Raw genomic sequence first — 18,691 nt, 5'->3', positions numbered from 1 at the left:
CGCTCTCACGCACGCCCCGACCACCCCACCTCCGACGGAGATCCCCCACCATGGCAGGCGTCAACAAGGTCATCCTGATCGGCAATCTCGGTCGCGACCCCGAGCTGCGGTACACGCAGAGCGGTCAGGCGGTCGCGAACTTCTCGATCGCGACGAGCGAGAACTGGAACGACAAGAGCTCGGGCGAGCGCGTCGAGCGCACCGAGTGGCATCGGATCGTCGCGTGGGGTCGCACCGCGGAGCTCGCGGCGCAGTACCTGTCGAAGGGTCGGACGGTCTACGTCGAGGGGCGCCTGCAGACGCGCGAGTACGAGGACCGCGACGGCGTGAAGCGACGCGTCACCGAGGTGGTCGCGAGCAACATCACGTTCCTCGGTGGTCGCGGTGGCGAAGGCGCGGCAGGCGGCGGAGGCGGCAGTGCGCCGGAGTCGGGTGGCGGCAGCGGCCCGCCCGACGACGACATCCCGTTCTAACCGGTTCGTGTCGGCTCGGGTCGGCGCGCGAGTCGGTCGCGCCCGCGCTTCGGTGCGGGCGCGCGTTCGCTAGCGGGTCTGCCTGAGGGCGCGGATCATCTCGTTGATCTGCGCGCGTGCGTTCGGCGGCAGCTCCTCGAACTCGACGGCCATGCCCATCGGCTCGCCGGTCGCACCGTCGTTGCTGCGGACGACGATCCCCGACGTCTTCACCGGATCGGCGGCGCCGGGGAGGTGGAACTGGAGCGTCACGGCGGTGCCGAGCGGCTGCGGATCATCGGTCTCGATGAAGACGCCGCCCTCGTTGATGTCGCGCGTGAACTCGGAGAAGAGATCGTCGACCGTCGAATACTCGACGCGCACGACGAGATCGGTGCGATCCCACCGACGACGCTCTTCGGAGAAGGTCTGTCCCGCAGTCTCGACGCTCACTCGGGCCATGGGCGGCCTCCGATCGTTCCCGGCCTCCGGACGCGACCGCCCCTATCGGCGGTCGCTCGCCCTCCCCTTTAGCCGGAATCCGCAGCGCGCGTGCACACAGCGAGCAGGTCCCGCCGTCAGACGTCGCCGCCGAGCTCCCCGGCCTGCTGGAAGCTGAAGTAGCCGCGCTCGGCGACCACGACGTGGTCGACGACGCGCACACCGAGAAGCTCGCCCGCTTCGGCGAGACGGCTCGTGACGCGGCGGTCCTCGGCGGAGGGCGTCGGATCGCCGCTCGGGTGGTTGTGCACGAGCACGACGGCCGCCGCCGCGCGCGCGAGCGCGGGACGGAACACCTCGCGAGGATGGACGAGGCTCGCGGTCAGCGTCCCGACCGAGACGGTCGCGTCGCCGAGCACGCGGTGGCGCCCGTCGAGGAGCAGCACGAGGAAGCGCTCGCGCGCCGCATCGCGCAGCCGCGGCGCGAAGTGCAGGTGCACGTCCTCCGGCCCTCGCAGCACGTGGCCGGCCTGGACGGGACGCGAGGCGACCCGACGGCCGAGCTCGATCGCCGCGGACAGCGAGCCCGCCGTCGCGGGGCCGAGCCCATCGAGGCGCGCGAGCGCGGCCGCGCTCGCGCGCGCGAGGCCGTCCACCCCGTCCACCGCGCGCAGTACCTCCTGCGCGATCGAGAGCGCATCCCGCCCACGCGCGCCGCTGCGGAGCACGAGCGCGACGAGCTCCGCATTCGACAGCGAGCGCGCGCCGAGCGAGTGCATCCGCTCGCGCGGGCGGTCCGGCTCGCTCGGTGCCACCGGCGGTCGCGTTCGTCGGCTGTCGATGGTTCGAAGAGCGCGCTCTGCGCTGAGTTCGCGCAGCGCAGCGAGGCGGGCCGCGTGGTCGTCGGACACGAGGATCTCGGAGGACCGGGGGCGCGCATCGTAGCGACCGCATCGCGCGGGCGCGATCGCCATCGACGCCGCGCGCGCATGCACGGCCGGGATCCACACGCGATGCGCGCCGGCGCGTGCTCCGCGGCCGTTCCGGGACGTCCGCCGTGTCGAAGTCTCAGCGCGTCGCTGCGCAGGTCCGCTCGTCCGCCTCGGCGCGCGCGAGGCGCGCCTCGAAATCGTCGCGAGCGAGCTCGGGCGCGACGAGCCCGTGGAGCGCCGCATGCGCGTGCTCGCCGTCGACGAGCACCGCGAACGTGCGCAGCAGTGCGAGGAGCCCGCGCGCACGGCTCGCTTGGCTCAGCGCCACGTCGAGCTCGAGATCGATGGCCGGGCGATAGGTCGTGCCGTCGACGAACTCGACCACGCCGTCGGGCGACAGCTCGCCGAGCCGCCGCATCGCACCCCGCACGTAGCGATCGGTGAAGTCGCCGTGCGGAGCGAGGGAACGCGCGAGCGAGGCCTCGTCGAGCGCATCGCGGAGTGCAGCGTCGAACACGAGCGCACAGCCCGCGACATCGCCCTGCGCAGCCCGCTCGAGGGCGCCGATCGCAGCGCGCACGGAGGCGGCGCCGCGATCCGCCGGGACGAGATCGATCGAGTACGTGTGCCGTTCGCGCACCGGGTCGAACGCGCTGCGCGAGCGCAGCTCGACGCGCTCGGCGACGCCGTCGCGCAGTGCGACCCGCACCGCGAGGTCCTCGCCGACCTGCCGCGCGACGATCCCGGCGACGAGGCCGTCCTCGACGCCCTCGAGCGCCGCGCCTACGCCGTCGCTCATCGCCGTCTCCGCGAGGAAGAGCGTGAACCCCTCGTCCTCGCGCTGCACGCGCACCGACGCGAGCTCCGTCGTCACGAGCTCGAGCGACGCCCGACCCGCGAGGTAGCGATGCGCGATGGCATCGAGCCGGTTCGGCAGCGGCTCGAACGAGAGGAGGAGACCCTTCTCCCCAGTGTGGATCGGCAGGGTCGTCTCGACCTGCCGGAATCCGGGAAGGAAGGCGCGCACCCGGAGCGCGTCGCGATCGAGCGAGGCGATGCGGGAGGGCAGCACGAGCGTCACGGGTGTCTCCGCGCGCTCGTAGCGACGCTGGAAGTTGGCCCGGATGTAGAAGAGCTCGAGCCGCGCGCCCGGGGGCGAGGACTCGATCACGAAGTCGCGGGTGTCGTACCAGTATCCGAGCCCGCCGACGAACGGGGCGAGCAGCGGTGCGAACACATTGCGGAGCGTGAACCTCGCCGGCTCCTCGAGCTGGAAGTCGAGTCGGTCGGGTTCGAACTCGTCGGCGTCCGCGAGCGCCCGTCCCGCCATGGCGCCGAGCGACAGGACGAGCGCGACGACGACGCGCGAAGCCTCGGGAAGCGAGCGGGTCGTCGACGGACGTCGCGGCACGGCTCCGAGGTTATCGACCGGGCGCAGCGGGCCAAGCCCCGCTCGCGAGCCCGCGCCGACTCGTCGTCAACGGGAGGTCGCGATCTGCTCCGCCACCACCTGCGCCTCCGCGGCCAACGAGCGGGCGAACGCCACGGATGCCGACGTGCCGCCGTTGCGGAGTGCGCGAACCACTTCCTCGGCCGTTCCCTGCTCGACGGCGCGCTGCGCCAGCGCGCGCACCCAGTGTTCGCGCTCCGCGAGCGAGAGCGAAGCCTGACGACTCGCGAACTCCGCCGGCTTCTGCCGGACGACGACGAGCCACTCGTCGACGGTGCGGGGCGCTCCCGCGAACGAATCGCTGAGCGCATGCCCCGGCCGCGGACGAGCGACGACGCGCACGCGCGGCGCCCCGGCGGACGCGCCATCCGTCGACACCGTGGTCACCTCGAAGACCGCGGGCGGCCGGGTCTCGGTCAGCGGAGAGCTGCTGCCGCGGAAGGCGCTGGGCTCGCGCCCGCGCGCCGCCTGGCCTCCGAATGCCTCCGTCGCCAGCACCTGCGCCTCGCGCGGGATCACCGGAAGCTGCGCGGCCGCAGTGCGCTCGGCCGCTGGCGCGACGCCCGCCACGGAGAACGGAGTCGACGCCTGGAACTTGCCGGTCGACAGCGCCATGGCGAACGCGATCACCATGGCACCGGCGGGAATCGCGACGCCCGGCGCGAAGAGCTCCGACGCGAACTCCCGGAAGCGCTCTACGAGGCTCGGCGTCGCCTCGCCGAGACGGATGCGCCGCATCACGTCCGCGACGAGCTGCGGCGGCGGCTCGACATCGGGGAGCGACCGCAGGAGATGGATCGTCGTCCGCAGCTCGTCGAGCTCCGCGGTGCAGGAATCGCACCCGTCGAGGTGCGCGTCGACGAGCGCACGCCGATCGAGCGAGAGATCGCCCTCGAGGTATTCCGGAAGCCTGGATCGAACATCGGCGTGATTCACGAATCGGCTCCTCGCGAAGTTCCCGGAAGCAGCCCACTCAGGCGCTCGCGCAGCGCCTGCCGGGCACGATGGATGCGCGACTTCACGGTGCCTTCCGCGATGTCGAGGATCTCGGCGATCTCGCCGTAGGCGAGGCCCTCGATGTCGTAGAGGACGACCGGAAGTCGCAGGGAAGGAGAGAGCTCGTCGAGCGCGTCGCGGACGTGCTGCGTGAGCTCGTTGCCGAGCGCGCTGTCCTCGGGATCGCGCGGGGAGCTCGGAAGATCGTCGCCCGCAGCCTGCCGCGTCGCGAGCTTGTCGATACGCGCGCGCGCGCGGCCGAGCGTCCGACGCCGGTTCAGCGCCGCGTTCGCGGCGACGCGGTAGACGAAGGTCGAGAAGCGGGCCTCGCTGCGGAAGCGCTTGCCGTGGCGATAGAGGCTGAGGAAGCAGTCCTGTGCGACGTCCTCGGCCTCCTCGCGGCTGCCCATCATTCGATAGAGGAGGCGATACACGCGGGCCTGGTGGCGGCGGACGAGCTGCTCGAACGCCCCCTCGTCGCCCGCCTTCCACGCCTCGACGAGCTCGAGGTCCGGATCCTCGATCTCGTCCGGCGCGCGCGTGCGAGAGAAGACCCGATCCGTCACGAGCGGGCCTTGCTCCACCATCTCGTAGCCCATGGAAGTCCGCCTTCGGGGCAACGGACCCCGGGCGGTGACGGGCGGTTCCGCCGGCTCCGTCTTTTCGTTCGAGTCCGGGTCCGACACCGCGAGCTGCTCCCTATCGCCGTGCGCAGCGGCCTTGCGCGGCGTCGTCTCCACCTTTCCCGATGCCGGGGAAGGTGGCTCGGCGCTCACGCGCGCGCTGCGGAGCGATCACAAACAGTATGGGGACCGCGACGCGTCGTGCGAAGCGCGAACGAAAGACGGCGACACGCGACGGCTACGCCTCCTCGGATTCGCCGACGCGCACCCAGTCGCCGCTCTTGCCGCCCGTCTTGCGCACCAGCCGCACGCGCCCGACCTCCATCCCGCGATCGACGGCCTTGCACATGTCGTACACCGTGAGCGCCGCGGCCGACACCGCGACGAGCGCCTCCATCTCGATCCCCGTCCGCCAGGTGGCACTCGCGCGGGCCTCGATCCGCAGTCGCCCGCCGGCCGAGTCGGGGGTGAGCACGACCTCGACGGCATCGAGCGGGAGGGGGTGGGCCAGCGGGATCCACTCGTGCGTGCGCTTCGCCGCCTGGATGCCCGCGATCCGCGCGGTCGCCAGCACGTCGCCCTTCGCGATCGCCCCTTCGGCGATGCGTTCGAGCGTCGCGCGTTCCATGCGCACCTCGCCGCGGGCCACGCACTCGCGGCGCGTCATCGGCTTGTCGCCGATGTCGACCATGCGAGCGCGCCCCTGCGCGTCGAGGTGCGTCAAGCGATCGCTCACGCCCGCCCCTCCTCGCCGTCGCCCGCCGCGAACGCGACCACGTCCTCCCAGACCGCGACCCGCTCGGGCTCGTTGAAGATCTCGTGGCGCAGACCAGCGTACGCCTCGAAGGCGCTGCGCGGTGTCGCGACGTCGCGGAGGAAGCGCTCGGTCCCTCGCGCGGGGCAGATCGGATCGTCGGCACCGTGGAGGCCGAGCAGCGGGACGCGGACCCGCGACCCCTCGCACGCGGTCTCGATCTGCGCTCGGAGCATGGCGGCGGCGAGGCCCGCCGTCATCCGGGTGCACACGAGCGGGTCGGCCTCGTAGCGCCGGACGACCTCGGGGTCGCGCGACAGGCCGGCCACGGGGAGCCCCGATTCCATCGCGAGCCGCGGTGCGACGACCGCGAGCGCGCGGGCGAGCCACTGCTTCGTGCGGGAGAAGCCGGGGGACACCGCGAGGGCGGCACCCGAGATCACGGCGCAGGCGACGTCCGGACCGCGCCGCGCGAGTGCGCGCGCCACCACGAGCCCACCCATGCTATGTCCGACGAGGATGCGTGCAGCCTCCTCGCGTTCGCCGGCGAGCAGGGCGAGGAACGTCATGAGGTCGTCGACGTAGGCATCGAAGCCGCGTGCGCGTGGCACGAAGTTGCGATGCCCCTCGGACAGGCCGTGGCCGCGGTGGTCGTAGGCGTCGACGGCGAAGCCGCGATCGACGAGCCATGCGGCCATCTCGTCGTACCGACCGCTGTGCTCGCCGAAGCCGTGCACGAGCACGACGCGTCCGCGAGCAGCTCGCTCGCCGGCGGCGCGCCACGACCGGCTCACGAGACGAAGGCCGTCGGAGGCGCGGAACGAGGATTCGCGGCGAACGACCTCGGTGGACAGAGGGGTCATGCGCGCGCGACCTCGCCGTCAGGACGGGCGCGCGCGAAGGAAGGATTCCCGGGCCTCTCGCACCTTCTCGAGATAGGCGAGGTTCCGGATGTTCGAGCCCCAGAAGTAGGCCGAGATGCCGCGCTCCTCACCGAGCCGCTCGATGTTGTCCGAGAGGATCCAGCACCCCGCCTCGATGTTGCTCTCGATCGTCGTCGGGTTCCCGGCGAGACCGAGCGGGTCCATCATGTGCGGCATCACCTGCATGAGACCGATCGCGCCCTTGGGGCTGTGCGCCCAGGGGCGAACGCTGCTCTCGACCACGACGACGGCGGTCACGAGCGCCGGGTCGAGCGAGTACTGGCGGCTGTAGCGGTCGATCGCGCGCGCGATGCGCGCGCGCGTCGTCTCGTCGAGCGACGGGTTCCAGCGGTCGAGGACCTCGCGAATTCCCGTCGCGTCGAGGCCCTTCGGCGGTGCGGGGGTGGCGGCGAGGTCGACGACGGCCGCGCGCTCGGAAGCGCCGACCTCGGCGGCGCGGAAGTCGGCGCCGTCGAGGACGAGGAAGGCACACAGTCCGGAGAGCAGGAGGGTCCGCGCGCGTCGCACGGGACGCGCGCCGGGGGAGGCAGAACGAGCGGGCATCGCATCGGCTCCGCGCATGTCGTCCGCTCCTTTCCGCCTTCGGCTCGCGAGTCGACGTCCGGGGCGACCATCGAGCCCCGCTTCGCTTTCCGGACTCCGAGCCCCGTTGCCGAGCCCGCGTTCGCTCCAACTGGCGCCGAACCTCGACGCCCGCGCGGATCGCGCCCGACTCTCCCGGCCGACGGATGGCTCGCGCGCTCGATCGCGCGTGTGGAGTGCGGGTCGGCGGCGGACAGCACGCGCACGGCTCGACGCCGTGCGATCGCCACCATCGACGTTGGGGGGCTAGCAGCCTCGAGCCGATCTCACCCCCTAGGGACGCACTCCGAGGCCTGCCGTCTGGCGGCGCACTATAGGCGACCCACTGGCCGGCTTCCATCGAGAGCGGTCGACCGCCCTCTCGGTGACCTGGATCACTCCGCGCGTGCGCCGCTCTTCTGCAGTGTGCGCGCAGCGGCGACGCTCGCGTGTGCATTCGTCGACGTGACTCCGCTCGCGCGCACGCGCCTGTCGTTCGCGAGGAGGATGCAGGCGGGCTGCGAGTGGAACTGCGTTTGACCCGAATTCCGGCCCGCTGATAGATTGGACCCGCTCGCTCGAGGTCCTGACTCTGCATCCGGAGTTCCACCTAGCTGCCGAGGCCGTTCGTTCCGACCCCATGACCGCGACTCCCGTCAGCCCCTCGTCTCCGACCGACACCGGCGCCCTCGTCGGGCCGCCTCGAGTCCGCGAGATCGTCGAGAGCCTGTCCCGCCTCCACGACCTGGTGGTCGTGTGCGACGGCGAGGATCGGATCGCATGGTGGAGCGATCGGCTCGGCGTCGTCGCGAGCGACGCCGCGGATCTCGTCGGAGCGCGCTTCGCCGACGTCGTGCGCGGCGCCGCCGACCTGACCGACCTCCGGACACAGGTCGCGTCGCCGCTCGGAGTCGGTGCCGGCCGGATCGAGCTCGAGGGCTCGGACGGCGACGCGCTCGAGGTGAGCGCGTTCCGTCTCGCGACCGACCGCGACCTCACCGTGCTCGTCGGGCGGACGACCGAGGAGGCCCGGCGCGCCGCCGCCTGCCTTCGCGGCAATGCCGCCTACCTGGCGGCCGTGCTCGACTGCGCACCCGACGCGGTGATCGCGACCGATCGCGGCGGCTTCGTGAGCTATGCGAACCCCGCCGCAGCCGCGCTCTTCCACACGCGCGCCGACGCGCTCGAAGGACACCCGCTCGCGAGCTGCCTGCCGTGCACCGCCGGGCTCGCCGCAGTGCTCGACGGCGTGCGCGGCGAGGCGGTGACCGGGCAGGATCTCGAGATCGTCGACGCGTCGGGCCGGCGCTACGTCTCCGTCTCGACGAGCGAGCTGCGGCTGCCGTCGGGAGAAGTCGCCGGCAACGTCGTGTTCGTTCGCGACGTGAGCAAGCGACGCCTCGCCGAGATCCGCCTCGCGGAAAAGGCCGAGGAGCTCGAGCAGTACGTGTCGCACGTCTCGCACGACCTGCGGTCGCCCCTCTCCTCCCTGCTCGGCTTCGCGAGCCTGCTTCGGCGCGAGCCGCTCGGTGCGCGCGGCGAGTCGTTCCTCGACCGCATCGAGCAGAGCGGGCGGACGATGGAGACGCTGATCACCGATCTCCTCGAGCTCTCGCGCATCGGAAGCTCGAACGAGCCCGCGGAGTGGGTGGCCCCGCTGCCGATCCTCGAGCAGATCGCGGCCGAGTGGAAGTCGCGCTTCGAGGAGCGCGGGATCGAGCTCGACCTGCCCGGCGACGCGCCGCTCGTCTTCTGCCATCGCACGCGCCTCTATCAGCTGTTCTCGAACCTGCTGGGCAACGCGATCGCGCACATGGGCACGCGCGACGGCGCGCGCGTCTGCGTCGCGATCGACGAGGAGCCGCACGCACATCACCTTCGCGTCGTCGACAACGGGCGCGGCATCGCGCGCGAGCACCACGAGCGCATCTTCGACGTCTTCGCGACGCTAGGCCGACGCGCGGACGGCGCGAAGTCGACGGGCATCGGGCTCGCGATCGTGCGAAGGATCGCCATCGCGCATGGGGGCCGCGCGTGGGTGGAGAGCGAGCCCGGGTGCGGGAGCGCATTCCACGTGACGATCGCGCGACCTGCTCGAAGCTAGGGCACGTCGCCCCTCGGGCCGGCTGCTACGCTGCCGCGCCGGGGGGCTCCGGATGTACCCGATCCTGTTCCACGTGCCGTACTTCGGCATCCCGATCACCACCTTCGGCGTGATGATGGTGCTCGGCTTCCTCGCCGCGTACTGGCTCACCGCGCGGCGCATGAGCGAGCTCGGTCTCGACACGGAGCTCGCCTCGAGCCTGCTCCTGTGGTGCATGGTCGGCGGCGTCGTCGGATCGAAGCTCTACTACGCGGTCGACACGGTGATCCGCGGCGAGAACGCGAGCGTGCTCGCGGCGTTCTTCTCGCGCGGCGGCATGACGTGGTACGGCGGCTTCTTCGGCGGCCTCGCCTGCGGCATCGTCGGCTGTCGCGTGAACGGACTGCGCGTCCTCACCTTCGCGAACGCCGTCGCGCCGGGGCTCGCCGTGGGGCAGGCGCTCGGACGCGTCGGCTGCTTCCTCGTCGGCGACGACTACGGACGCCCGACCGACGTCGCGTGGGGGCTCGCCTTCCCGGAAGGCTCGCCCCCCGTCGACGTGCCCGTACATCCGACGATGCTCTACGAGGTCGCCTGGCTCGTGCCGATCGCCTGGCTGCTCTGGCGTCGACGCGATGCCAGCCCGCTGCTGATCGGCGAGTACCTGATGGCGAACGGCGCGGGCCGCGCGGTGATCGAGCACTGGCGCGTGAACGAGCGCGTCGCCCTCGGCCTGTCCGAAGCACAGTGGATCGGCGTCGCACTCGTCGTCGTCGGGGCCGCGGGATGGGCGCTCGCACGCGCCGGGAAGGTGAGCGAAGCGGCCTAGGCGACGCGCGGCATTCCGCCGGCCGCGGTCTGCGGCAGCAGCGGAGCGACCCGCTCGGCGAGCGCGACGGCGCGCGCGACGACCGTGTCGTCTCCATCCTTCACCAGGTTCCCGATGCGCGAGAGCGCCGAGTGGGCCAGCAGCGCATAGCCCGCTTCGCTGGGCTCGGGCGCGGCGTCCACCCATTCGCCGAGCCGGTCGACGGTGCACGCGTAGTCCCCGACGAGGAAGGCCCGCATCCCGTCGGCGTAGTGTGCGAGGCGGTCGAGGACCTCGCTCGCGCCCGACTTCGCACGCGCCGCCTCGATCGCGCGGAGCGCGTGTCGGAAGTGCGCGCTCTCGATGTAGGAGACGGCCGCGGCGATCCACCCGTCGCGCGCGGCGCCGAACATCGACGTGAGCAGCGCGTCGACGCCGCCCGCGAAGATGGCGTCGACGCGCGGGGCCTGCTCGATCAGGTAGCGGGCGACGAGCCCGTCGCGGCGCCCGCGCAGGAGCACGACGAGCTGCTCGCCGGCGAGCGCGAGCAGCGCCTCGGTCTCGTGCAGCGCCTCGCCCATTCTCTCTTCTGCGGCGTGCTGGATCTTCTCGAACTCGCGGAAGAGCTCGCGGTCCTCGTCGGCGCCATCCGCGCCTGCCTCGCGCAGTGCGCGGACCTTCGGCGCGTAGACGACCTGCTGGTAGAAGTTCTCGCGGAACTTCATCGCCTCGTGGAACAGCGAGCCGACCGCGAGGTCGAAGAGCGCCTCGCGCCGGACGGGCGCGTCGGTCGGGTCGATGTCGCGGAAGAGCGCGTGGCAGCGCTCCTTGAGCCGGAAGAGCGGGCTGTCGGGGCCGTCGTCGCAGAGCTCGCGGACGGAGTCGAAGTCGAGATCGCCGGCGCGAAAGCGGGCGAACAACACCGTCAGTCGCTCGTGCACCTCGAGGTACTCGCGAAGCGTATCGACGAGGACGGACCGGGCCACGTGCATGGCGGTGGGCTCCCCTGTGTGCGCGACCTCTCGCGCGATGGCCGACGCCCGCGGCCGGCTCAGCGGCGGAAGCGGGAGGTCGCCGGCGAGAGCACGAGCTCGTGCGCCCGCGCCGGGTGGAGCTTGCGCGCGCGCTCGAGCAACACCGCCTCCGATTCCTCGCGCTCGCCGTCGGGGATGCAGCAGTCGACGGGACACACCGCCGCGCACTGCTCGACGGCGTGGAAGCCCACGCACTCCGTGCAGCGCGCCGGGTCGATGGCGTGCCCGAGCGACGCCTCGGAGATCGCTCCGTTCGGGCACTCGGGCAGGCAGAGCCCGCAATCGATGCACTGCTCGGTGATCCGCGTCGCCACTGCTCGCCACTCCCCGCGCATCCGCTCCGACGCGGGGTCGGGGCGACCGGCGAGCCACCGACGGCCGCGCAGCGTAGCGCGACGCGACCGAGCGCTCGCCCGGAATCGCCCGACCGCTTCGGCAGCGGACGACGCGGCCTGAGCCGCGGGACCCACCCCCGGGGCCGAAACGAGCCGGGCTCGAATTCGTTGTTCCCGCGGAACCCTTCTCTTACCCTCGGGCGCGCCGTGACCCCCGCCCGGCTCCTCGCGCGCGGGCACGGACCCAAGTCGAGGAGATTCCGATGAGCGAAGTCGAACGCGAGAGCATGGAGGTCGACGTCCTGTACGTCGGCGCCGGCCCGGCCAACCTGGCCTCCGCCTACCACCTGATGAAGCAGGTCGAGGCGTACAACGAGGCGGCCGCGGCAGCGGGCAAGGACCCGATCGAGCCCCCCACCGTGCTCGTGATCGAGAAGGCCGCGACGGTCGGCGACCACCAGCTCTCGGGCGCCGTCATCAACCCGCGCGCCATCCGCGAGCTGATCCCGGACTTCGAGGAGCAGGGCTTCCCGACCGAGTACGTCTGCACGCACGACTACTTCTACATGTTCACGCGGAGCTTCACGGTGAAGGCGCCGAGCTTCGCGACGCCGCCGATGTTCAAGAAGAAGGGCTACCACATCGCGTCGCTCAGCAACGTCGTGAAGTGGATGGCCGAGAAGTGCGAGGCCGCGGGCGTCGAGATCTACCCCGGCTTCGCGGCCGCCGAGCTGCTCACCGAGGGCAACCGCGTGCTCGGCATCCGCACCGGTGACATGGGCGTCGATGCCGACGGCAAGCCGAAGCCGACGTACCAGCCCGGCATGGACATCTTCGCCAAGGTGACCGTGCTCGGAGAGGGCGTGCGCGGGAGCCTCACGAAGAAGCTGATCGACGACTTCGAGCTGCAGGGCCTCAACCCGCAGACGTACGAGACGGGCATCAAGGAGATCTGGCGCGTCAAGCCGGAGAAGCACCAGCCCGGCCGCGTCATCCACGGCTCGCTCTTCCCCGACTTCTTCGGGCAGATCAACGGCATGTGGCTCTACGACATGAAGGACGACCTCGTGTCGTTCGGGTTCGTGACGCCGCTCGACGCCGAGGACCCGCACAACGACCCGCACCGCAAGGCGCAGGAGTTCAAGCAGACGCCCTTCATGCGCGACCTGCTCGAGGGCGCCGAGCTCGTGCGCTACGGCGCGAAGACGATCCCGACGGGCGCGCTCTACGCACAGCCCAAGCTCTACGTCGACGGCGCGATGCTCGTCGGCGACGGGGCTTCGATGTGCAACATCATGAAGCTCGCCGGCGTCCACATGGCGATGAAGTCGGGCATGCTGGCCGCGGAGACGATCGTCGACGCGCTCGCGGCGGACGACTTCTCCGCGAACACGCTCGGCGGCTACACCGAGCGCTACCGCGCGAGCTGGGCCTACGAGGAGCACCTGCAGGGCCGCAACTTCACGGGCAGCAACGAGATCCACCCGCTGTTCGGCATGTTCGTGAACATCCCGCTCATGATCGTGACCGGCGGCCGCGGTCTCATCGACCCGATCCGGACGCACGCGAGCCACAAGAAGATGAAGAAGCTCTCGGAGCTGGCGCCCAGCCAGCGAAACCCGAAGCCCTTCGTCCCGGACGGCGTGCTGACGTTCAGCAAGGAGCACCTCGTCGGCTTCAGCGGAACGGCGCACGAGGCCGACCAGCCGTCGCACCTCGTCGTGCCCGACCGCGAGCTCTGCGCGACGAAGTGCGCGGAGGAGTACGGCAACCCCTGTCAGAACTTCTGCCCCGCCGCCGTCTACGAGATGGTCGACGACACGGCGAACCCGGGCCGCAAGAAGCTCTTCATCCACCACGAGAACTGCGTCCACTGCAAGACGTGCGACATCGCCGACCCGTACGAGGCGATCACGTGGACGACGCCGCAGGGCGGCGAGGGGCCGGACTACACGCTGATGTAGCCGGCGCGCCGCACGCCGGCCGGCGAGATCGTGCAGGAACGGGGGAGCGCGAAGGCGCTCCCCCGTTCCGTCTGGCCCGCCGCCGCGGGCCGCGGGGAGGCAGGAGGCGACCAATGCAACGGCGACGACTTGGCGCGAGCGGCCCCGAGGTCTCGGCGATCGGCTACGGCGCGATGAGCCTGTCGGGCACCTACGGCGCATCGGACGACGCCGAGTCGCTCGACGCCCTGCACGCGGTCGTCGACTCCGGAATCGACCTGATCGACACCGCCGAGGCCTACGGCGGCGGCCACAACGAGCGCCTCGTCGGGCGGTTCCTCGCGGAGACGAGCGCGCGCGTCTTCGTCTCGACGAAGTTCGGCATCTACTTCGACGGCGGCGCGCCGCGCGTCGACTGCAGCCCGACGAATGCGCGGCGCGCGGTCGAGGGCAGTCTCGAGCGGCTCGGCGTCGAGTGCATCGACCTCTACTACGCGCACCGCGTCGACGCGAACGTCCCGATCGAGGAGACGGTCGGTGCGCTCGCGGAGCTCGTGCACGCGGGCAAGATCGCGCACGTCGGCCTCTCCGCGTGCAAGCCCGACACGCTACGGCGCGCGGCCGCCGTGCACCCGATCACCGCCGTCCAGTCCGAGTACTCGCTCTGGACGCGCGATCCCGAGCGCGGCGTGCTCGCCGCGTGCGACGAGGTCGGCGCCGGCTTCGTGCCCTACAGCCCGCTCGGCCGCGGCTTCCTCGCCGACCAGACGCCCGACGCCGACGCGCTCGACGGCTTCCGCCGCCACGTCCCGCGGCTCGCCGGCGCGAACCTCGACCACAACATGGCCATCGCGCGCGAGATCCAGAAGATCGCGACGGAGCTCGGCCTCACGACGAGCCAGCTCGCGCTCGCGTGGTGCACGGCGCGCGGCGAGCACGTCGTGCCCATCTTCGGGACGCGGCGGCGTGCGCGCGTGATCGAGAATGCGCTCGCCGGCGACGTCGTGCTCGACGCGGCGACGCTCGAACGGCTCGACGCAGTGAGCCCTCCCGGAGCGACCCGGGGGAGCGCCCTGCCCGAGTTCATGGCGTCGCTGGCGGAACGCTAGTCGGCGAACGAACGCCGATGCGACGCGCGGTGCGACCGCGGCGCATCGAGTCTGGAGGGATCCCATGCGAGGCAAGCTCGTCCTCATCCTGCTCGTCGCGATCGTCGCGTTCGCGGCGTGGATCTACGCGCTCGGCTCCGGTCGCTTCGCCGACGTCCCGCACGCCGGCTCGCCGGCCGCGCGACCGATCGACGCGGACGTCGTGCGCGCGCGTTCGGCCGCGGTCCGCGAAGCGGCGGGCGAGCTCGGCATCGCGCGCCCGAAGCAGATCCTCTTCGGCGACCTGCACGTGCACAGCACGTTCTCGTTCGACGCGTTCCAGCTCTCGCTCCCCATGGTCGGCGGCGACGGCGCGCACCCGGTCTCCGACGCGTGCGACTTCGCGCGGCACTGCTCGGCACTCGACTTCTGGTCGATCAACGACCACGCCGTCGCGATCGGCCCGCGCCGCTGGAAGGAGACCGTCGACACGATCCGCGAGTGCAACGCGAAGACGGACGCGGGCAACCCGGACACGGTCGCCTACCTGGGCTGGGAGTGGACGCAGGTCGGCTGGACGCCCGAGAACCACTACGGCCACAAGAACGTCGTGCTGCGCGATCTCGACGACGCGCACATCACGCCGCGCCCGATCAGCGCCGGCGTCCCGATCGGCACGCCGGACCTCGAGACGCTCGCGCCGTCGCCGTTCCTCACCGGCCTCTACGCGCTCTCCGAGTGGAGCCGCGGCGGCCCGGAGCTCGCCACCTACCTGCAGGAGACCGCCTCGCTGCACGACTGCCCGAAGGACGTCCCCTCGCGCGATCTCCCGGACGACTGCCGCGAGGTCGCGCAGACGCCGGCCGTGCTGTTCGACAAGCTCGACGAGTGGAGCGACGACGTCGCGTCGATGGTGATCCCGCACGGAACGACGTGGGGCTTCTACACGCCGCTCGGCTCCGCGTGGGACAAGCAGCTCGCGCCCGGCATGCACGATCCCCGACGCCAGCGCGTGATCGAGGTGATGTCGGGGCACGGCAACTCGGAGGAGTACCGGCCCTTCGTCGAGGTCGTCGAGCACGGCGACGGAACGCGCTCGTGCCCGGCGCCGAACCACGGCTTCCTTCCCTCGTGCTGGCGTGCGGGCGAGATCATCCGCGATCGCTGCCTCGAGGACGGCGAGGACGCGTCGGAGTGCGACGACCGCGCCGAGGTCGCACGCCAGAACTTCGTCGACGCGCAGCGCAACGGCGGCGCGGCGACGGTTCCCGGCAGCACGGTCGAGGAGTGGCGCGACGCGGGGCAGTGTCGCGACTGCTTCCAGCCGGCCTTCAACTACCGACCGAAGAGCTCCGCACAGTACATCCTCGCGCTCAGCCGCCCCGACGCCGCCGAGCCCGGCGCCGACCGCTTCCGGTTCGGCTTCATCGCGTCGAGCGACAACCACTCGGCGCGGCCCGGCACCGGCTACAAGGAGGTGGCGCGCAAGGAGTTCACGGAGGCGCGCTTCGGCGAGTTCGTGAAGACGCCGTTCGCCTCGCCGTTCGACCCGAAGCGGCGCTCGCACAGCGTGCGGATGAACGACGAGTTCTCGACGTCGGTCTTCGCGACGTTCGAGACCGAGCGCGGCGCGTCGTTCTTCCTGAACGGCGGGCTCGCCGCCGTGCACAGCGAGGGGCGCACGCGCGAGGAGATCTGGGACGCGCTGCAGCGACGCGAGGTGTACGGCACGAGCGGCCCGCGCATCCTGCTGTGGTTCGATCTGCTGAACGCGCCCGACACGCGCGGGAAGCCCGCACCGATGGGGAGCCGCGTGGCGCTCGCCGACCCGCCGATCTTCCAGGTGCGCGCGGTCGGATCGTTCGAGCAGAAGCCCGGCTGCCCGGACGACGCGTCGCAGGCGCTCGGTCCGGACGCGCTCGCGCGGCTGTGCCAGGGCGAGTGCTACAACCCGAGCGACGCGCGCCGGCCGATCACGCGCATCGAGGTCGTCCGCATCCGCCCGCAGCTCGCCGCGAGCGAGCCGATCGAGAAGCTGATCGACGACCCGTGGAAGACGATCGAGTGTCCGGGCGACTCCGCGGGCTGCGTGGTCGCCTTCACCGACCCCGAGTTCGCAGCCGGCGGACGCGACGCCCTCTACTACGTGCGCGCGATCGAGGCGCCGAGCCTCGCCGTCGGCGCCGACCCGCTCGGATGCACCTACGACGACGCCGGCAACTGCGTCGAGCAGCGCCACTGCTCGGCGCGGTCGCTCGACGACGACTGCCTCGCGCCCACGGAGGAGCGCGCCTGGTCGTCGCCGATCTTCGTCGACTACGCCGGAAGCTAGGCGGGCGCGGGCCCGACTACGGGCGCGCGAGCGCCAGCGCGGCGTCGAGCACGTCGAGGTCGGCCTCGTCGCGTGCGACGACGAGGCCCGGCTCGAAGGTCGAGACGTCGTCGGGGAAGTCGCGGAGGCCGAGCGCGCGCACGTGCAGCCCGGCCTCGCGCGCGATCAGCAGGCCGATGCGCCCGCGGATGCTGATGCCCTCGGGCGCGCTTCCCCAGCGCAGCCCGGCGCGCACGCCCTTCACGAGCGGCGCGACCGCCACCGCGCCGCCGCAGGCGGGCAGCGGGTCGAACCCGGCCGCGCGCACGGCCTCGAAGACGGCCTCCGGCATCCCGTGCGACACGAGCACGCGCGTGCCGAGCTCGTAGAAGCGCGCGGCGCCCGGCTCGCCGCCCGCGCGACACGCGCGTGCGCCGCGACCGCGAACGGCGTCGTAGAACAGGCCCTCGCGCGGCAGCGCCACGAGCGCGGCGTCGTAGCGACCGCGCCGCTCGAGCCCGACGAGCACGCCGTAGGGGCCCTCGCCGCGGAGGTACGAGTGCAGCGTGCCGTCGATCGGGTCGCACACCACGCGCACGGGCCCCTCGCGCGGGAACATCCGCGCGGTCTCCGTGTCCTCCTCGGCCTCGAGCGCGACGTGCGGGAAGTGCTCGGCGAGCGGCACGAGCAGCGCCTCCTGCGTGGCGGTGTCCGCCACGGTGAGGGCCTGCTTCACGGCCGTCGGCTCGCCTTCCTTGGGTGTGTTCTGGACGCGTCCCTCGAGCGCGCGCGCGATCGAGGCCGCCTGGCGCATCGCCGGCGCAACGAGCTCGACGAACTCGGCCGGATCGACGTCGGGCGTCAGTTCGTCCGCGGGAGCCACAGGTAGTGGAAGCCCGGCGAGGGGCCGAGCAGCGGGCGCAGATCGAGCTGGAGCACCGGGCCGGGCGCCGCGCGGGTGTAGAGGTTGTCGCGGTACTCGTTGGGCCGGTGATAGCTCACGACGCGCGAGCTCGAGACTCCCGCGAGCGCCTCGACCCGCGCGACGGCCTCCTCGATCGTCCCGATGCGGTCGATCAACCCGTTCTCGAGCGCCTGCTGCGCGACGTACACGCGACCGTCGGCGAGCTCGGACACGCGCTCGGGCGTGAGCCCGGGCCGGCCGGCCGCGACGACCTCCTTGAAGCGCGCGTGCAGGGCGTCGGTGATCGCCTGGATGTAGGCGCGCTCCTCGGCGCGCATGTCGCGCAGCGGCGAGCCCGCGTCCTTGAAGGCGCCGCCGGTGAACGTCTGGTTCTCGATGCCGAGCTTCTCCATCAGCCCGGCGAAGTTGAGCCCCGCCATGATGACGCCGATCGAGCCCGTCACGGTCGTGGGATAGGCCTGGATCTCGTCGGCGGCCATCGCGACGTAGTAGCCGCCCGAGGCCGCGGTTCCCATCATCTGCGCGACGACGGGGACGCGCGTGCGCGCTTTGAACGCGAGCAGGTTGCGGTAGATCATCTCGCTCGCGGATGCGCTGCCACCGGGCGAGTCGATGCGCAGGAGGACTCCGCGCACCCCGGACCTCTCGGCGCGCGCGAGCTGCTCGCGCACGCGCGCCACGGTGCTCTCCGGACCGGTCCCGAGGAACCCGGGCTCGTCGGCGTCGATGATCGCGCCGCGGATGTCGAGCAGCAGGACGGGAGGGCCGCTCGTCCCGAAGACGACCGTCTCCTCGAGCGGGCGCCGCCCGCCGGCGAGCCCGCCGAGATCGATGCACCCGGTGGCGAGGAGGAGAGCCGCGGCGAACGCGATCTGCAGCGACGGCGCGGGAGCACGAGGCACCATGGACGCCCCCCAACGAACCATGATTCCTCGTGCTCCCTGGGCTCTCTCACCCCCCGATGATCAAGCCCTCAGCCGTGCCGCGAGCGCCTCCACTCGACCGCGGGCG

18 protein-coding genes are annotated in these 18,691 nt (G+C 72.0%); 6 read left to right on the top strand and 12 right to left on the bottom strand.

Annotated elements, in window-relative coordinates; genetic code table 11:
• The first annotated feature begins 50 nt into the window (after positions 1-50).
• Positions 51-473, top strand: coding sequence for a single-stranded DNA-binding protein (locus R3E88_04440; protein ID MEZ4215705.1), 423 nt, complete (start codon positions 51-53; stop codon positions 471-473).
• Between the two features lie 69 nt (positions 474-542).
• On the opposite strand, the gene R3E88_04435 is transcribed toward R3E88_04440, so the two are convergent.
• From R3E88_04435 to R3E88_04400, 8 genes are all read right to left on the bottom strand, one after another.
• Positions 543-914, bottom strand: a complete 372-nt coding sequence (locus R3E88_04435) for a TIGR02266 family protein (protein MEZ4215704.1) — start codon at positions 912-914, stop codon at positions 543-545.
• 116 nt (positions 915-1,030) lie between these two features.
• Entirely contained in the window at positions 1,031-1,708 is a 678-nt protein-coding gene (gene radC, locus R3E88_04430) for a DNA repair protein RadC (protein MEZ4215703.1), read from the bottom strand.
• A gap of 253 nt (positions 1,709-1,961) precedes the next feature.
• Positions 1,962-3,236 carry a hypothetical protein gene (locus R3E88_04425; protein ID MEZ4215702.1) on the bottom strand — a complete coding sequence of 425 codons (1,275 nt, stop codon included), beginning with the start codon at positions 3,234-3,236 and terminating at the stop codon, positions 1,962-1,964.
• 66 nt (positions 3,237-3,302) lie between these two features.
• Positions 3,303-3,908, bottom strand: coding sequence for a hypothetical protein (locus R3E88_04420; GenBank protein ID MEZ4215701.1), 606 nt, complete (start codon positions 3,906-3,908; stop codon positions 3,303-3,305).
• Positions 3,909-4,207: 299 nt separating this feature from the next.
• Positions 4,208-4,837, bottom strand: a complete 630-nt coding sequence (locus R3E88_04415; GenBank protein MEZ4215700.1) for a sigma-70 family RNA polymerase sigma factor — start codon at positions 4,835-4,837, stop codon at positions 4,208-4,210.
• A 295-nt stretch (positions 4,838-5,132) separates the two neighbouring features.
• A complete protein-coding gene (gene moaC / locus R3E88_04410; protein ID MEZ4215699.1) occupies positions 5,133-5,630 on the bottom strand; it encodes a cyclic pyranopterin monophosphate synthase MoaC in 498 nt (165 codons plus the stop codon).
• Positions 5,627-6,511: an alpha/beta hydrolase gene (locus R3E88_04405; protein MEZ4215698.1), complete on the bottom strand. Its 885-nt coding sequence runs from the start codon at positions 6,509-6,511 to the stop codon at positions 5,627-5,629. Before R3E88_04405 ends, moaC begins: the two co-directional genes overlap by 4 nt.
• An 18-nt stretch (positions 6,512-6,529) precedes the next feature.
• Positions 6,530-7,153, bottom strand: a complete 624-nt coding sequence (locus R3E88_04400) for a transglycosylase SLT domain-containing protein (protein ID MEZ4215697.1) — start codon at positions 7,151-7,153, stop codon at positions 6,530-6,532.
• A 640-nt stretch (positions 7,154-7,793) separates the two neighbouring features.
• On the opposite strand from R3E88_04400, the gene R3E88_04395 reads away from it, so the two are divergent.
• Both R3E88_04395 and R3E88_04390 read left to right on the top strand, forming a co-directional pair.
• Positions 7,794-9,257, top strand: coding sequence for an ATP-binding protein (locus R3E88_04395; protein ID MEZ4215696.1), 1,464 nt, complete (start codon positions 7,794-7,796; stop codon positions 9,255-9,257).
• Positions 9,258-9,309: 52 nt separating this feature from the next.
• Complete coding sequence (locus R3E88_04390) at positions 9,310-10,065, top strand: prolipoprotein diacylglyceryl transferase (protein ID MEZ4215695.1); 756 nt, start codon at positions 9,310-9,312, stop codon at positions 10,063-10,065.
• Here R3E88_04390 and R3E88_04385 read toward each other — a convergent pair.
• Together R3E88_04385 and R3E88_04380 are read right to left on the bottom strand one after the other, a co-directional pair.
• The gene (locus tag R3E88_04385) at positions 10,062-11,036 is read right to left on the bottom strand and encodes a hypothetical protein (GenBank protein MEZ4215694.1); all 975 of its coding nucleotides are present in this window, start codon (positions 11,034-11,036) and stop codon (positions 10,062-10,064) included. The genes R3E88_04390 and R3E88_04385 overlap by 4 nt on opposite strands.
• A gap of 59 nt (positions 11,037-11,095) precedes the next feature.
• Positions 11,096-11,392 carry a YfhL family 4Fe-4S dicluster ferredoxin gene (locus tag R3E88_04380; GenBank protein MEZ4215693.1) on the bottom strand — a complete coding sequence of 99 codons (297 nt, stop codon included), beginning with the start codon at positions 11,390-11,392 and terminating at the stop codon, positions 11,096-11,098.
• A gap of 284 nt (positions 11,393-11,676) precedes the next feature.
• Here R3E88_04380 and R3E88_04375 point away from each other — a divergent pair, with 284 nt between their 5' ends.
• From R3E88_04375 to R3E88_04365, 3 genes are all read left to right on the top strand, one after another.
• The gene (locus tag R3E88_04375; protein ID MEZ4215692.1) at positions 11,677-13,377 is read left to right on the top strand and encodes an electron transfer flavoprotein-ubiquinone oxidoreductase; all 1,701 of its coding nucleotides are present in this window, start codon (positions 11,677-11,679) and stop codon (positions 13,375-13,377) included.
• Between the two features lie 113 nt (positions 13,378-13,490).
• Complete coding sequence (locus tag R3E88_04370; protein MEZ4215691.1) at positions 13,491-14,465, top strand: aldo/keto reductase; 975 nt, start codon at positions 13,491-13,493, stop codon at positions 14,463-14,465.
• 64 nt (positions 14,466-14,529) lie between these two features.
• The gene (locus R3E88_04365; protein MEZ4215690.1) at positions 14,530-16,776 is read left to right on the top strand and encodes a DUF3604 domain-containing protein; all 2,247 of its coding nucleotides are present in this window, start codon (positions 14,530-14,532) and stop codon (positions 16,774-16,776) included.
• A gap of 16 nt (positions 16,777-16,792) precedes the next feature.
• Here R3E88_04365 and R3E88_04360 read toward each other — a convergent pair whose 3' ends face one another.
• Both R3E88_04360 and sppA read right to left on the bottom strand, forming a co-directional pair.
• Positions 16,793-17,638 (bottom strand): inositol monophosphatase family protein, encoded by an 846-nt coding sequence (locus tag R3E88_04360; protein MEZ4215689.1) that lies wholly within the window; start codon positions 17,636-17,638, stop codon positions 16,793-16,795.
• The gene (gene sppA, locus R3E88_04355; protein MEZ4215688.1) at positions 17,617-18,606 is read right to left on the bottom strand and encodes a signal peptide peptidase SppA; all 990 of its coding nucleotides are present in this window, start codon (positions 18,604-18,606) and stop codon (positions 17,617-17,619) included. Before sppA ends, R3E88_04360 begins: the two co-directional genes overlap by 22 nt.
• Positions 18,607-18,691: the final 85 nt, after the last annotated feature.

The sequence above is a fragment of the Myxococcota bacterium genome (assembly GCA_041389495.1).
GTDB lineage: Bacteria > Myxococcota_A > UBA9160 > UBA9160 > UBA4427 > JAWKRT01.
Note: the sequence above shows the minus strand (reverse complement) of the source record. Positions and strands in the feature narration are given on the sequence as shown.

Excerpts from the sequence above, each read along its gene's own strand:
- R3E88_04395 (MEZ4215696.1), top strand. The coding sequence starts at position 7,794 with ATGACCGCGACTCCCGTCAGCCCCTCGTCTCCGACCGACACCGGCGCC.
- R3E88_04375 (MEZ4215692.1), top strand. The coding sequence starts at position 11,677 with ATGAGCGAAGTCGAACGCGAGAGCATGGAGGTCGACGTCCTGTACGTC.
- R3E88_04370 (MEZ4215691.1), top strand. The coding sequence starts at position 13,491 with ATGCAACGGCGACGACTTGGCGCGAGCGGCCCCGAGGTCTCGGCGATC.
- R3E88_04435 (MEZ4215704.1), bottom strand. The coding sequence starts at position 914 with ATGGCCCGAGTGAGCGTCGAGACTGCGGGACAGACCTTCTCCGAAGAG.
- sppA (MEZ4215688.1), bottom strand. The coding sequence starts at position 18,606 with ATGGTTCGTTGGGGGGCGTCCATGGTGCCTCGTGCTCCCGCGCCGTCG.
- R3E88_04400 (MEZ4215697.1), bottom strand. The coding sequence starts at position 7,153 with ATGCGCGGAGCCGATGCGATGCCCGCTCGTTCTGCCTCCCCCGGCGCG.
- R3E88_04390 (MEZ4215695.1), top strand. The coding sequence starts at position 9,310 with ATGTACCCGATCCTGTTCCACGTGCCGTACTTCGGCATCCCGATCACC.
- R3E88_04365 (MEZ4215690.1), top strand. The coding sequence starts at position 14,530 with ATGCGAGGCAAGCTCGTCCTCATCCTGCTCGTCGCGATCGTCGCGTTC.
- R3E88_04420 (MEZ4215701.1), bottom strand. The coding sequence starts at position 3,908 with ATGGTGATCGCGTTCGCCATGGCGCTGTCGACCGGCAAGTTCCAGGCG.
- R3E88_04385 (MEZ4215694.1), bottom strand. The coding sequence starts at position 11,036 with ATGCACGTGGCCCGGTCCGTCCTCGTCGATACGCTTCGCGAGTACCTC.
- R3E88_04405 (MEZ4215698.1), bottom strand. The coding sequence starts at position 6,511 with ATGACCCCTCTGTCCACCGAGGTCGTTCGCCGCGAATCCTCGTTCCGC.
- R3E88_04440 (MEZ4215705.1), top strand. The coding sequence starts at position 51 with ATGGCAGGCGTCAACAAGGTCATCCTGATCGGCAATCTCGGTCGCGAC.